Origin of the sequence: Glaciimonas sp. PCH181 (assembly GCF_003056055.1) — a bacterium.
Taxonomy (GTDB): domain Bacteria; phylum Pseudomonadota; class Gammaproteobacteria; order Burkholderiales; family Burkholderiaceae_D; genus Glaciimonas.
In genome coordinates this window covers 459,736-473,015 of the sequence record NZ_PYFP01000003.1, presented here as the reverse complement: position 1 = coordinate 473,015, position 13,280 = coordinate 459,736, and the positions used below count along the sequence as shown (strand labels likewise).

Here is a 13,280-nt window from a genome sequence, read left to right as displayed (position 1 = left end):
AAAACAGATTCATGCTGATTTATGCGCCGCCGCGCTGGGGTTAACTTTCAGGGGCTGGCTTTTTGTTGCCGCGCCGATCAAGTTTTATACTTAGACTTCTGATATTACACAGCCTGCCGCTCTTCAAGGTGAATCAAGCCGTCTTCGCCAACTGTGGCCAGTATGGTTTCATAGCTATTGATCGTAGGATGAGGAGTAGGCATTGAGTGAAGATGTGTTGTGGTCACGACCATCAGTTTTGCCCCGGCTGCTTCGCCAGCAAGAATGCCGACATGGGCATCTTCGAATATAAGACAGGCGGTCACATCCACGCCCAGCTTACTAGCTGCAAGTAAGTAGCAATCAGGGTGCGGCTTGCCTGCCGCGACATCGTCAGCGGTCACTATATTGTCGGGGAGGGGAATGCCTGCCGCTTTCAAGCGCTCAATTGCCAACGCTTTTGGCGCCGAAGTCACGATTGCCCATTTGTCCGATGGCAGTGATCGTAAAAAACTTTTCGCTCCAGATATTTCGATGATCCCCTCTACGTCAGCGGTTTCCGCTTTAGTAATCCCGGCAGCTTCCATTTCCGCATCAACACCGGGAAGGGCTAACTTCGCGATAGTATCGATGGCACGTGCACCGTGAATGGTGGGCAGAAAGGTTGCGACATCCAGGCCATGACGCGTTGCCCATGCACTCCAGACACGTTCTGCGGCAGCGATAGAGTTAATAATAGTGCCGTCCATATCGAAAAGGAGTGCACTGTATCGACCTAAGATTACCGATGAATTATTCGCTGACAATTTTGGTTTCCTTCGTTTTTTAGATGGCCTTGGTGCCGAGTTGAGTACCGCTGCTTAATCTTTGCTTGGATTTAAAGCTCCGCCCATGCGGTAGCCGTAAGATATCGCTTCGGGCCAATATCTTGACAGATTTTTTTGCATCTTGTTTTTACAAGCTATTTTGGCCGGAAGAGTAGTGTTTCTTGGTTGATTGCGCTGTAATGCCGATTTTTTGGAGGCTTGCAGAGGGGCAGATGAACTAGGGAAGGGCGTGTCTGATTCTGGGCTTGTGTGAGCAGGTATCAAATGCAAATTGGCGATCTTGTTATTAACTTTCCTAGAAAGTAAGTGCTACAAATTTACTATAGCAATTCGCTTGAGGTAAGGCTGGTGCGGGACAGTTGCATAATTCCGCACCGTGAACTATGCAAGTTTACCTTTCTGAGGCGCTTTGGAAGATTGCATTGCATAACATAGAGGACAGGGCGGCAAGGGGTCCACAACACTTAATTCAGCAGTACCCCTCGGTAGAGGAAATTTGCTTCGAAACTTCTTTATTGGACCTAATGAGCAACTTTTCTATTGCCTATAAGTCATTCTAAAAATACAACACATACCCCAACGCCCTTGCAATATGCAACAACCAGTCCCTTAAAATACACATCTTGTAGCGGGATGGCATCAGCTATCGGTACAATGCGCACTTCATTCATTTAATTGGCTGCGTGGGGATTTCCGCAGACTTTCTTTTTCTGGTTTTCTACTATGGCAGTCATTTCTATCACCAATGCGCAGCTTGCGTTCGGTCACGTTGCGTTATTGGATCGCGCTGAATTTTCTCTGGATACAGGGGAGCGGGTCGGGCTGATTGGCCGAAATGGGACCGGTAAATCCTCGTTGCTGAAGACTATCGCTGGCGTTTCTAAGCTGGATGACGGGCTGATGGTGATGCAGCAAGGCATTAAAATCGCTTATGTTGATCAGGAGCCGCATTTTGCGCCCGAAATGTCGGTGTTTGATGCCGTGGCTTCCGGTATGGGAGAAATGCAGGCTCTTTTAAATGAATATGACGCTTTAACCGGTCAGTTTGGTGGCGATGATGACGAAGCCATCATGGAACGCATGCATGTGATTCAGAGCAAGCTCGATGCTGCCGATGCCTGGAGTCTGACGAATAAGGTTGAGACTACGCTAGACCGGTTGAGCCTGAATAAAGATTCGCTGATGGGAACGCTGTCGGGCGGGATGCAAAAACGCGTCGCGTTGGCATGTGCACTTGTCAGCGCACCCGATGTCTTGCTGCTGGATGAGCCAACCAACCATCTGGACTTTAGTTCGATCATGTGGCTTGAGGGTTTGCTGCGCGATTACAAAGGCAGCGTCTTGTTCATTACCCATGATCGTAGTTTCCTGGATAACGTGGCAACCCGCATCGTAGAGCTTGATCGTGGCCGTATTTTGTCTTTTCCCGGTAATTTCACTGCTTATCAAGTACGTAAGGCTGAACAACTGGAAATTGAAGAAGTTGAAAACGCTAAGTTTGATAAATTTCTGGCGCAAGAAGAAATCTGGATTCGTAAAGGTGTGCAAGCACGTCGTACGCGTGATGAAGGCCGTGTGCGGCGTCTGGAGGCGTTGCGTTTGGATCGTAATGCGCGTCGTGACCAGCAGGGACAGGTCAAACTGGATGTGTCGGCGGGCGAGCGATCAGGCAAGATCGTTGCCGAGTTGACAAACGTCGGCAGAGCTTTTGGCGAAAAAGTCATTGTGCGAGATTTCACTGCGACGATTTTGCGTGGCGATAAGGTTGGTTTGATCGGGCATAACGGCGCGGGTAAGACAACATTGTTGAAACTCATTTTGGGTGAGGATCAGCCGGATGGTGGGACGGTCAAGCAAGGGACGAAATTGCAAGTCGCTTATTTCGATCAAATGCGCGCGCAGTTGGATGACAACGCCAGTTTGGCGGACACCATTGCGCCTGGTAGCGATTGGGTGGAGATCAATGGTCAGCGCAAACACGTGATGACCTATCTGAATGACTTTTTATTTGCGCCGGAACGCGCGCGTTCACCGGTCAAATCGTTGTCAGGTGGTGAGCGTAATCGCTTGCTGTTAGCGCGCCTTTTTGCCAAGCCAGCGAATGTACTTGTGCTGGATGAGCCGACCAACGATCTGGATATCGATACGCTGGAATTGCTGGAAGAGTTGCTTGAGGACTATAAAGGCACAGTGTTTCTAGTCAGTCATGACCGAACCTTCCTCGACAATGTGGTGACGCAAGTGATTGCTGCCGAAGGCGATGGACTGTGGCGTGAATACGTTGGCGGTTATAGCGATTGGGAGCGGGTTCGCCCAAGTCCTGCGGCATTGGCTGCTAAAGTTAAAGCAGAGACTAAGACTGAAGTGGCACAGCCAGTCGCACCTAAGCAAAAAAAATTGAGCTATAAAGAGCAGCGTGAACTCGATGAGTTGCCAGTGCTGATTGCAAAGTTGGAGTCCGAGCAAAAGGCGATTACTACGCAGTTGGCTGATGCCGACCTGTATATCAAAAAGCCGGATGAAGTCAAACGCTTGAATGCACGGTTTTCTGAGTTAGACGGTTTGTTGCTTGAAGCACTGGAAAAATGGGAAGTAATTGAAGCGCGTAATAAAGGCTAGATTTAATAGTTAAAAAAGCGGGAGTGCCTGACAAAGGCATCCCGCTTTTTTTGCTGCAACGAGTATTAGTTTAGTCGTTTGCAGGCTTTTTTCAATTCACTTATTTGCTCGCGCAATGTATCGGCATCCGTTGCCTGAGGTCGTTGTAGCAAATAGTTTTCAATATCTTCCAAAGCCGCTTGAGGACAATCCAAGTGCGCATAGGCGATGCCACGGTCACGTAATTCAACGGCGTCATTCGGCAACAGGATCAGCAAGCGTTGTTGCAGCAGCAGAAGCCGCTCCCATTGCTGGCCTTGCATGAATATCGTTTTTAGATTACGCAACATGCGTGCCAAAATTTCATGCGGATGGGCATTTTGTAAATAGGGCTGTAACGATATTCTCTTCTCATGACCTTGATGGGACGAGGCGCTTAAATAGGGCTCCAATCGTTCTTCTAATTCTTCGTGTGAAAGGCTGGTCCCGTTCAGCGGGTCGATGACGATGTCGCCGGACTGTACCGTCAATTTCATCAGGAAATGACCCGGAAATGAAATGCCGCGCACAGTTAAGCCGATTTGTTGCGCTAATTCCATGTACACCATTGCCAGAGAAATGGGAATTCCGCGGCGTTTGGTGATGACGCAATGCAGATAGCTATTGTCCGGATCGTAATAATTATTCACATTCCCTGCGAAACCCAACTCTTGGAAAAAGAAGTGGTTCAGAAGCTGCAATTTTTTTATTAACGAGGCATCGGCATGAATGCGTTGCCTTAAGGTATTGGCAAATTTATCTAACGCGATTTGCGGTGCAGCCATATCCAGCATAGGATAGGCGTCCTGAGCAATGGCAAGCGCCGCTTCAAACAGCGGCACATTGTTCGCCTCTTGTACAAGGGTCGTAAAGTAGTCTAGAGAAGATATCGTCATATTAGCCATGCTACCAAAATATCAGCAACATGGCGTATTAGTTAGTGGGATATGCGTTTGAAGTCGCGGAAACGGAATCCCATTGCAAGCAGCGATCCGAAGTAGGTGGCGCCGCAGAGCGTCAGAATGACCATCAACGCGCCAACTCGCGCTAAAGAGCTGCTATGGCCAATCCAGTCAAAGTGATCAGAGCTCCATAGTGCTACCGCGGCCATCAGACATAACGCACCAAGCAGTCGGATAAAATAGACGATCCAGCCTTTTTCAGGTTTGTAAATGCCACGGCGTAACAGACTCCACAGTAGCAGGCCAGCGTTCATACAGGCTCCGATACTGATGGATAGGGCTAAGCCTGCCACCGCAAAAATGGGAACAAAAATAGAGTTCATCAACTGCGTGACAATCAACACCGCGATAGCAATTTTTACCGGCGTTTTGATGTCTTGTTTTGCGTAAAAGCCCGGGGCCAGAATTTTTACGACAATCAAACCAATCAAACCAACACCGTAAGCGATCAAAATTCTGCTAGTCATCAAGACCGAAATGGCATCGAATTTGCCATGATGAAACAACGTTGCTGTCAGGGGGATAGATAGCGTGGCAAGCCCAACGGCGGAAGGTAGCGCCAATAAGAAGGTAAGGCGCAAGCCCCAATCCAATAACGAAGAATATTCACGATGATCCGCGTTTGCGTTGGCTTTAGAGAGGCTGGGTAGCAATATTGTGCCGAGCGCAACGCCTAGCAGGGCAGTCGGGAATTCCATCAGGCGATCGCCGTAGGAAAGCCATGAGACGCTGCCGTGCTCTAGTCGTGATGCGATATTTGTGTTAACCATCAGGCTGATCTGAGCGGCGGAGACCGCAAACACAGCCGGACCCATTTTTTTAAGTACGCGTCTTACGCCGCTATCACGTAGGCCGACAAATGGATTCCACATAATGCGCGGCATCATCCCGATTTTGCGCAATGCGGGGATTTGAATCGCCACTTGCAAAATCCCGCCGACCAAGACTGCCAAAGCCATCGCATAGATTGGTTGGTCCATATACGGTGCTACGAAAAGCGAAGCGACGATGAATGCGAGGTTTAACAATACCGATGTGAGCGCCGGAATTTTAAATTCATGCCAAGTATTTAAGATTCCCCCGGCCAATGCCACAAATGACATGAAGCCGATATAGGGGAACATGATGCGCGTCATAACGACTGAAGCATTAAACGCGTTCGGATCATTTTTCATCCCTGTTGCTATGAAGTAAATCAGCAATGGCGATGCAAGAATTCCGATGATGCAGGTGACCAGCATCACCCAGATCATCACTGTGGCAACATGATCGACGAGATGTTTGGTTGCATCTTGCCCTTTTTTATTTTTGTATTCGCCCAGAATAGGCACGAAAGCCTGGGAGAAAGCGCCTTCTGCAAACAGGCGACGTAATAAGTTAGGAATGCGGAAAGCGATATTGAAGGCGTCGGTGTAGGCTGAAGCACCAAAAGTAGACGCAAATAAGATTTCGCGTATCAATCCCGCTATGCGCGACAACATCGTCATGCCAGAGACGGTGGCAAGCGTTTTATGCAAGTTCATGGAGCGGCATTATAGCTGCTGATGTTGTTTGTTGCCTCACAGCTTTGTCGCAAAGCTTTTCGGCGCGGTAGGGGGCGATATATAGCCTGCTGGTGATGAGCTAGGTGATATGGATGGTTAAATTATTAGTCTATATACTATTGCGTGTTGTAAGCGAAAGCCAAAATGGCGATAAAGGTAAGATACATTTGCCCATTGACGAAAAACTGGTTATACTCCGTGGCTTTACAGAATTCTGCGTCGCGGTCTGGTTTATTTTGCCGCGTAAGCATTCCCGACCTTGATTTAGGAAATATAAATGGCAAATACCGCACAAGCACGTAAGCGTGCTCGTCAAGCAGTCGCTCAAAACCTGCACAACTCTAGTCAGCGTTCGACTCTGCGTACAGCTATCAAAGCTGCGCGTAAAGCAATTGCTGGTGGCGATAAAGCTGCTGCAGCATTGGTTCTGCAAAAGTCTGTGTCGACTATCGACCGTATTGCAGACAAGAAAATCATTCACAAGAACAAAGCTGCACGTCATAAGAGCCGTTTAAATGCAGCTCTGAAAGCACTGGCAGTTTAAGTAAATTAACGTACCGGGTTCGCTTGGTAGGTTAAGTTTGCTAGATAGAAATCCTTGAATAACTTCGGTTATTCAGGGATTTTTTGCTTTAAATTGATTGTTTTTTTTGTATAGCTATTTGTAGTAGTTCGACAAGCCACTGCAATGATTCGGACTGCTAACTGCAAAACGTAAGCGTTTGGTTCTCCGTCCGAAAGCCAATCTGCACCTGGTTATTTGCTGCGACTATTGTCGAGGCAGGCCATCTATTACCGTGCCGGGTTTGAGGTTCCGTTGCTTAAACCAGTTTTGATTCATTTCTAAAGCATAGAACGCCGCTTTTTCAGCACAATGGGAGTCGAGCGTCTGAGCTTTCATTTCTTCGATATTGATAATCGCGCCATTCTTGTCGAGAAACGCGACGGATAGCGGTATCAAAGTATTTTTCATCCACATACACACGCCAGCGGGTTCGTCGAAGACAAACACCATGCCGTTATTAGTCGCCATTTGTTTGCGAAACATCAACCCTTGTTCGCGTTGTGCCTCAGTCGATGCGACTTCTGCCTTAATTAGGTGTATCCCGGCATTTAAGGAAATGACCGGAAAGTGTTGCGGTTCCTGGGCTACGGCATTGTTGAATAGGCCGACGGTGCTGCTCAATAGTGCGAACGCCATGGCAGTAAAAGATGCGCGATATCTACTCATGTTGAAAAAGTCCTTTTTATATTTCACAGGATTATACAGAGGCTTGCAGAAGATGGGAGGCGGGGAGGGAGAAGCTTTTTTGCGATGCAGAACGACAATTATTAGTCTAAAACTGGACAGATAAATAAAAAAGACAGGCAATGCCTGTCTTTTTTATCGAAACTGCTGCTTAAATTACTTAGCAGGAGCATCAGCAGCTGGAGCGGCTTCAGCAGGAGCAGCTTTAGCTTTTTTGGCTACTTTTTTGTGTTTCTTTACTGCTTTTTTAGCAGCAGGAGCGGCAGCAGCAGGAGCATCAGCGGCTGGCGCAGCAGCAGGAGCGGCAGCATCAGCAGCGAAAACGGAAGTTGCGAACAGGCCAGCTACTAAAACAGCGATCAGTTTAGACATTTGAGAATCCTTTTGATTATTAATCATGTAAGTGCATCGATGATTCATTCGAATCACTGTCATTAACGGTGGTCACGATATCTGGTTGACAGACTTTTTGAAAATTAATATATCTTTTATACGGTAAGGGTGTGCTTCCCGCAGGCAATCACTAAGGCCCTATGGAAAGTACGTTTCAACTAGGTTTTTGTAGGCGCGTCAGTTCAGATGGATCGATTTCGCGGAATTCGCCGGGCCAGAGCGGATGACTTTCTAAAGAAATTTTGCCGATCGCTACCCGGACCAGACGCAACGTTGGTAGGTCAACGGCTGCCGTCATGCGGCGAACTTGTCTATTTTTTCCTTCTGTAATAGTGAGTGCCAGCCAACTAGTTGGTTTATCGCTACGTTCCCGTATTGGCGGATTGCGCGGCCAAAGCCACTCAGGATCAGCAATTTGTTTTACTTCGCAGGGTTGCGTCACAAAATCCCCCAAATCGAGGCCATTTCGTAGGCGCGTCAGCATTTCCTTATCGGGGATGCCTTCAACTTGGGCTAAGTAAGTTTTGGGTTGTTTATAGGCCGGATGACTGATGCGATGTTGTAGCTTGCCGTCATCGGTGAGTAATAGTAACCCCTCACTATCGGCATCGAGCCTTCCAGCCGGATAGATGTTGGGAATGGTCAAGTAATTGGCCAAGGTTTCTCGCTGCGGATGCGAGGAGAATTGGCACATCACTTGAAAGGGTTTATTGAATAGGATTAGGGGCATACCGTAGTGTCGCAAAAACATAGCGTCTAGTAAAATACTAGTGCATAATATGAAACCGCTGTCTTATGTCTTATATAAGACTTGGCTTAATGTGACAGCTAAATTTCAAGCCCGCCTTCTCGCATCATCTCCGGAGATACTGAATGTCCCAACATATTAAAGTGCCTGTTGAAGGCAAAAAAATCACTGTTAACGCTGATTATTCTATCAATGTCCCTGATAACCCGATCATTCCTTACATCGAAGGTGATGGCACCGGCATCGATATTAGCCCGGTCATGATTAAAGTGGTGGATGCTGCGGTTGCCAAAGCTTATGCTGGGAAACGGAAAATTAGTTGGATGGAAGTTTATGCTGGAGAGAAGTCGACTAACGTCTACGGTCCTGACGTGTGGCTTCCGGCGGAAACATTGGCAGCGATCAAAGATTATGTCGTTTCGATCAAAGGTCCATTGACCACACCAGTTGGCGGCGGTATCCGTTCGCTTAACGTTGCGTTGCGTCAGGAACTTGATCTGTACGTTTGCTTGCGCCCGGTTCGTTACTTTAAGGGCGTACCGTCGCCAGTGCGTGAGCCGGAAAAAACCGACATGGTGATTTTCCGTGAGAACTCTGAAGATATTTACGCTGGTATTGAATGGCAAGAAGGTAGCGAAGGCGCCAAGAAGCTGATCGATTTCCTGATCAATGAAATGGGCGTTAAGAAGATTCGCTTCCCGGAGACATCAGGTATCGGCATTAAGCCCGTCTCGCGTGAAGGTACAGAACGCCTGGTGCGCAAGGCGATTCAGTATGCTATCGATAATGATAAGCCATCTGTGACGATCGTTCACAAGGGCAATATCATGAAGTTCACTGAAGGCGGTTTCCGCGACTGGGCATATGCACTTGCACAAAAAGAATTTGGTGCTGAGCTGATTGATGGCGGTCCGTGGGCAAAATTCAAGAATCCTAAGACTGGTCGCGATATCATCGTTAAGGATTCGATTGCCGATGCTTTCCTTCAACAGATTTTGCTCCGTCCAAATGAGTATAGTGTGATTGCTACGCTGAACTTGAACGGTGATTACATTTCTGATGCCTTGGCAGCGCAAGTTGGTGGGATCGGGATTGCGCCAGGTGCTAACTTGTCGGACTCTGTTGCCATGTTCGAGGCAACGCATGGCACTGCGCCTAAATATGCTGGTAAAGATTACGTCAATCCAGGCTCGTTGATTTTGTCGGCTGAAATGATGCTGCGTCATATGGGCTGGCTGGAAGCCGCAGATCTGATCATTGCTTCAATGCAAAAATCGATTTCTTCGAAAAAGGTTACTTATGACTTCGCACGTCTGATGGAGGGAGCGACACAAGTTTCATGCTCAGGATTCGGCGATGTATTGATTGAAAATATGTAACCAAGTAAGTGACATGAAGATCAAAAAGCCAGAGCCTTGTTCTGGCTTTTTGACTTTTGGGGTGTCTTGGTTCTTCCGCCCCATAAAAAAACCCGCCGAAGCGGGTTTTTTAAAACAAGCATTAATGGGTGAATTAAGGTGCTTGAATGTTAGAAGCTTGCTTGCCTTTAGGGCCTTGCGTGACTTCGAACTGTACTTTTTGACCTTCTTTAAGGGTCTTGAAGCCGTTCATTTGGATTGCTGAAAAGTGTGCGAACAAATCTTCACCACCATCATCTGGAGTGATAAAGCCGAAGCCTTTAGAGTCGTTGAACCACTTGACTGTACCTGTTGCCATAAAATAGCGTCTTTCAAATAATGACTAATCACACGAGCCGTAAAAGCAAGAAACCTCGCAGAACGCTGCTTCTTCTAAAACTTGCTCACTTCTATTAACAAGAAAAACATACTTATCAATAAATGTCATTGTTCGCGTAAAAAAAATAAAAGTCAAGAAAATTGTTTGGTGCAGTTGGAGCGATGATGTGCGGCATGTTTTCTTCAAAAAACCACTCTTGAATTCTGCCGTTGTAACGTCATCTGCACTGCAAGAAGAAAGCGCGTACTATTAAATTAATTTTGGTTTAATTCAGTGTCTCGCAGAGATTCTGCTACTTACTTATTTGTATGAACGTTTTAGAATAGACGCATGGTAACCAAGCATGAAGATGGAACGGTAGCGACGCGACAGGAGCAAAAGCTCAAGCCGCCCCCTATGTATCAGGTATTTTTGTTGAATGATGATTTCACTCCAATGGAATTCGTCGTTGCTGTGATTCAAGAGTATTTCAACAAGGATCGGGAGACCGCGACGCAGATTATGCTTAAAGTGCATCGTGAAGGTAAGGGAATGTGTGGCGTGTTTTCTAAAGATATCGCGTCTACAAAAGTCGAATTAGTATTAACGCACGCGCGAAAAGCAGGGCACCCCCTGCAATGCGTAATGGAGGAAGCATGATTGCGCAGGAATTGGAAGTAAGTTTGCACATGGCGTTTGTTGAGGCTCGACAAGCACGGCACGAGTTCATCACTGTTGAGCATTTGCTGCTGGCGTTGCTGGATAATCCATCAGCGGCAGAAGTACTGCGGGCATGTGCTGGCAACATCGAAGATCTGCGTAAGACGTTGACGATTTTCATCGGCGATAACACGCCGACAGTGCCAGGCTCCGGCGAAGTTGACACGCAGCCCACACTGGGCTTTCAACGCGTGATTCAGCGTGCGATCATGCATGTGCAGTCAGCCTCGAATGGCAAAAAAGAAGTCACTGGCGCGAACGTGCTGGTCGCTATCTTTGGCGAGAAAGATTCGCACGCTGTTTATTACCTGCATCAACAGGGCGTAACCCGTCTTGACGTGGTGAATTTTATTTCGCACGGTGTTCGTAAAGATCAGATCGGCGATACCCAAAAATCTTCCGAGGGCGTGGAAGAAGTGCAGGCCGAAGGACAGCAAAAAGAAAGCCCGTTAGACCAATTTACGCAAAACCTGAACAAGCTGGCAATCGAAGGCAAGATCGATCCGCTGATCGGTCGTGAATTTGAAGTCGAACGGGTGATTCAGACCTTGTGCCGTCGCCGTAAAAACAATCCATTGCTAGTCGGTGAAGCCGGTGTTGGTAAGACCGCTATCGCAGAGGGACTGGCATGGCGGATTACGCAGGGCGATGTTCCCGAAATTCTCAGTAACGCGATTGTCTACTCTTTGGATATGGGCGCTTTATTGGCCGGGACTAAATATCGTGGCGATTTTGAGCAACGCCTGAAAGCAGTGCTGAAGCAATTGAAAGACAGTGAACACGGTATCTTGTTTATCGATGAAATCCATACAATCATTGGCGCTGGATCGGCTTCTGGCGGTACTTTGGATGCATCGAATTTGTTGAAACCGGCATTGTCCAGTGGTCAGCTGAAATGTATCGGTGCGACTACTTACACAGAGTTTCGTGGCGTGTTCGAGAAAGATCACGCGTTGTCACGGCGTTTTCAGAAGATCGATGTTAACGAGCCGACAGTTGAGCAAACCGTGCAGATTTTACGTGGTTTGAAATCGCGTTTCGAAGAGCATCACGGTGTCAAGTATTCTGCGATTGCGTTGACGACTGCTGCGGAGTTGGCAGCCCGCTTTATCAATGATCGACATCTTCCTGACAAGGCGATCGATGTGATCGACGAGGCTGGGGCTGCGCAACGCGTATTGCCGAAGTCGAAGCAAAAGAAAACAATTGGCAAAACCGAAATTGAAGACATTATTTCGAAAATTGCGCGGATTCCGCCACAAACTGTTAATCAGGACGATCGTAGCAAGTTGAAAACGATCGACCGCGATTTGCGTAATGTCGTATTTGGTCAAGACCCGGCGATTGATGCATTGGCGTCAGCGATCAAGATGGCGCGTGCGGGACTCGGCAAGACTGATCGGCCGATTGGTTCTTTCTTGTTCTCTGGCCCAACTGGGGTTGGTAAAACCGAGGTTGCAAAACAGCTCGCGTTTATTTTGGGTATTGAATTAATTCGCTTCGATATGTCCGAATACATGGAGCGTCATGCTGTCAGTCGCTTAATCGGTGCGCCGCCGGGGTATGTCGGGTTTGACCAAGGTGGATTATTGACTGAGGCCGTGACCAAGAAACCGCATGCAGTGCTGCTGCTGGATGAAATCGAAAAAGCGCATCCGGATATTTTTAATATCCTGTTGCAGGTGATGGATCATGGGACGCTGACAGACAACAATGGACGTAAAGCAGACTTCCGCAATGTGATCATTATCATGACCACAAATGCAGGGGCGGAAAGCTTGCAAAAACGGACCATCGGCTTTACCGAGAAGAAGGAAGCTGGCGATGAAATGGCGGATATCAAACGGATGTTCACGCCGGAGTTCCGTAACCGCATCGACTCGATCATCAGCTTCCGTGCTCTGGATGAAGAAGTCATTCTGCGGGTTGTCGATAAATTCCTGATGCAATTGGAAGAGCAATTGCATGAGAAGAAAGTGGAAGCTGTCTTTTCTGAGAATTTGCGTAAATTCCTGGCCCGAAAAGGCTTTGATCCGTTAATGGGTGCGCGACCGATGTCACGTCTGATTCAAGACATGATTCGGAAGGCGCTGGCTGATGAGTTGTTGTTTGGCAAGCTGGTGGCTGGCGGTCGTGTAACAGTGGATCTGGACGAAAAAGATCAGATCAAACTGGAGTTTCCGGCAAAAAACCCGGCAAAACCTGCCGCGTCGCAAGAAACTGTTGAAGTTGAATAGTCACTAGCAAAGTTTGCGTATCGTCAGTTGCTGATGCTATAAAAAAGCCCGAATCACATAAGTGATTCGGGCTTTTTAACAACCAATGTGCTGTTTGTGATGCAGCGGTAATGAAATCTTACGGTGAATAACTGTATGACTTACCTAAAACTGCATCGGTACTGCTAAAGGATGCTAAGGAATCCACAGATCGTTACCTTCTCTCAATGCTGCCAAGGATTGGCTTGTAGTTACACGAGCCAACCCGATTCCGAAGCAGTTTTGCACA

General features: G+C 47.6%; 12 protein-coding genes. 5 read left to right on the top strand and 7 right to left on the bottom strand.

The features are described from left to right. Positions 1 to 104 precede the first annotated feature (104 nt). On the bottom strand, positions 105 to 785 hold the full coding sequence (locus C7W93_RS22725; protein WP_108442602.1) for an HAD family hydrolase: 681 nt from the start codon (positions 783 to 785) through the stop codon (positions 105 to 107). Positions 786 to 1,529: 744 nt separating this feature from the next. Between C7W93_RS22725 and C7W93_RS22720 the strand changes: the two genes are divergently transcribed. Further along, entirely contained in the window at positions 1,530 to 3,425 is a 1,896-nt protein-coding gene (locus C7W93_RS22720; RefSeq protein WP_108442601.1) for an ATP-binding cassette domain-containing protein, read from the top strand. A 65-nt stretch (positions 3,426 to 3,490) separates the two neighbouring features. Here C7W93_RS22720 and C7W93_RS22715 read toward each other — a convergent pair whose 3' ends face one another. Next, complete coding sequence (locus C7W93_RS22715) at positions 3,491 to 4,339, bottom strand: SirB1 family protein (RefSeq protein ID WP_108442600.1); 849 nt, start codon at positions 4,337 to 4,339, stop codon at positions 3,491 to 3,493. Positions 4,340 to 4,380: 41 nt separating this feature from the next. After that, positions 4,381 to 5,928, bottom strand: coding sequence for a murein biosynthesis integral membrane protein MurJ (gene murJ / locus C7W93_RS22710; RefSeq protein ID WP_108442599.1), 1,548 nt, complete (start codon positions 5,926 to 5,928; stop codon positions 4,381 to 4,383). A 298-nt stretch (positions 5,929 to 6,226) separates the two neighbouring features. Here murJ and rpsT point away from each other — a divergent pair, with 298 nt between their 5' ends. Continuing rightward, positions 6,227 to 6,493 carry a 30S ribosomal protein S20 gene (rpsT, locus tag C7W93_RS22705; RefSeq protein WP_108442598.1) on the top strand — a complete coding sequence of 89 codons (267 nt, stop codon included), beginning with the start codon at positions 6,227 to 6,229 and terminating at the stop codon, positions 6,491 to 6,493. Positions 6,494 to 6,718: 225 nt separating this feature from the next. Here rpsT and C7W93_RS22700 read toward each other — a convergent pair whose 3' ends face one another. The 3 genes from C7W93_RS22700 to C7W93_RS22690 form a co-directional block, all read right to left on the bottom strand. Further along, positions 6,719 to 7,180, bottom strand: a complete 462-nt coding sequence (locus C7W93_RS22700) for a DUF192 domain-containing protein (protein ID WP_108442597.1) — start codon at positions 7,178 to 7,180, stop codon at positions 6,719 to 6,721. A gap of 174 nt (positions 7,181 to 7,354) precedes the next feature. After that, complete coding sequence (locus C7W93_RS22695) at positions 7,355 to 7,597, bottom strand: hypothetical protein (protein ID WP_370446520.1); 243 nt, start codon at positions 7,595 to 7,597, stop codon at positions 7,355 to 7,357. Between the two features lie 148 nt (positions 7,598 to 7,745). Beyond that, positions 7,746 to 8,321 carry a pseudouridine synthase gene (locus C7W93_RS22690; RefSeq protein ID WP_108442595.1) on the bottom strand — a complete coding sequence of 192 codons (576 nt, stop codon included), beginning with the start codon at positions 8,319 to 8,321 and terminating at the stop codon, positions 7,746 to 7,748. Positions 8,322 to 8,464: 143 nt separating this feature from the next. Here C7W93_RS22690 and icd point away from each other — a divergent pair, with 143 nt between their 5' ends. Further along, the gene (gene icd / locus C7W93_RS22685; protein WP_108442594.1) at positions 8,465 to 9,718 is read left to right on the top strand and encodes an NADP-dependent isocitrate dehydrogenase; all 1,254 of its coding nucleotides are present in this window, start codon (positions 8,465 to 8,467) and stop codon (positions 9,716 to 9,718) included. Positions 9,719 to 9,851: 133 nt separating this feature from the next. Here the strand turns inward: icd and C7W93_RS22680 are convergent, their stop codons facing one another. After that, positions 9,852 to 10,055, bottom strand: coding sequence for a cold-shock protein (locus C7W93_RS22680; RefSeq protein WP_009665919.1), 204 nt, complete (start codon positions 10,053 to 10,055; stop codon positions 9,852 to 9,854). A gap of 351 nt (positions 10,056 to 10,406) precedes the next feature. On the opposite strand from C7W93_RS22680, the gene clpS reads away from it, so the two are divergent. Further along, on the top strand, positions 10,407 to 10,715 hold the full coding sequence (clpS, locus tag C7W93_RS22675) for an ATP-dependent Clp protease adapter ClpS (RefSeq protein WP_108442593.1): 309 nt from the start codon (positions 10,407 to 10,409) through the stop codon (positions 10,713 to 10,715). Further along, positions 10,712 to 13,012, top strand: coding sequence for an ATP-dependent Clp protease ATP-binding subunit ClpA (gene clpA, locus C7W93_RS22670; RefSeq protein WP_108442592.1), 2,301 nt, complete (start codon positions 10,712 to 10,714; stop codon positions 13,010 to 13,012). The genes clpS and clpA overlap by 4 nt, the downstream gene beginning before the upstream one ends. Positions 13,013 to 13,280: the final 268 nt, after the last annotated feature.

Bases quoted from the DNA above. Each gene is read 5' to 3' on its own strand.
- C7W93_RS22695 (WP_370446520.1), bottom strand. From the start codon at position 7,597: ATGATTAATAATCAAAAGGATTCTCAAATGTCTAAACTGATCGCTGTT.
- C7W93_RS22715 (WP_108442600.1), bottom strand. From the start codon at position 4,339: ATGACGATATCTTCTCTAGACTACTTTACGACCCTTGTACAAGAGGCG.
- icd (WP_108442594.1), top strand. From the start codon at position 8,465: ATGTCCCAACATATTAAAGTGCCTGTTGAAGGCAAAAAAATCACTGTT.
- C7W93_RS22720 (WP_108442601.1), top strand. From the start codon at position 1,530: ATGGCAGTCATTTCTATCACCAATGCGCAGCTTGCGTTCGGTCACGTT.
- C7W93_RS22690 (WP_108442595.1), bottom strand. From the start codon at position 8,321: ATGCCCCTAATCCTATTCAATAAACCCTTTCAAGTGATGTGCCAATTC.
- clpA (WP_108442592.1), top strand. From the start codon at position 10,712: ATGATTGCGCAGGAATTGGAAGTAAGTTTGCACATGGCGTTTGTTGAG.
- murJ (WP_108442599.1), bottom strand. From the start codon at position 5,928: ATGAACTTGCATAAAACGCTTGCCACCGTCTCTGGCATGACGATGTTG.
- C7W93_RS22680 (WP_009665919.1), bottom strand. From the start codon at position 10,055: ATGGCAACAGGTACAGTCAAGTGGTTCAACGACTCTAAAGGCTTCGGC.
- C7W93_RS22700 (WP_108442597.1), bottom strand. From the start codon at position 7,180: ATGAGTAGATATCGCGCATCTTTTACTGCCATGGCGTTCGCACTATTG.
- rpsT (WP_108442598.1), top strand. From the start codon at position 6,227: ATGGCAAATACCGCACAAGCACGTAAGCGTGCTCGTCAAGCAGTCGCT.
- clpS (WP_108442593.1), top strand. From the start codon at position 10,407: ATGGTAACCAAGCATGAAGATGGAACGGTAGCGACGCGACAGGAGCAA.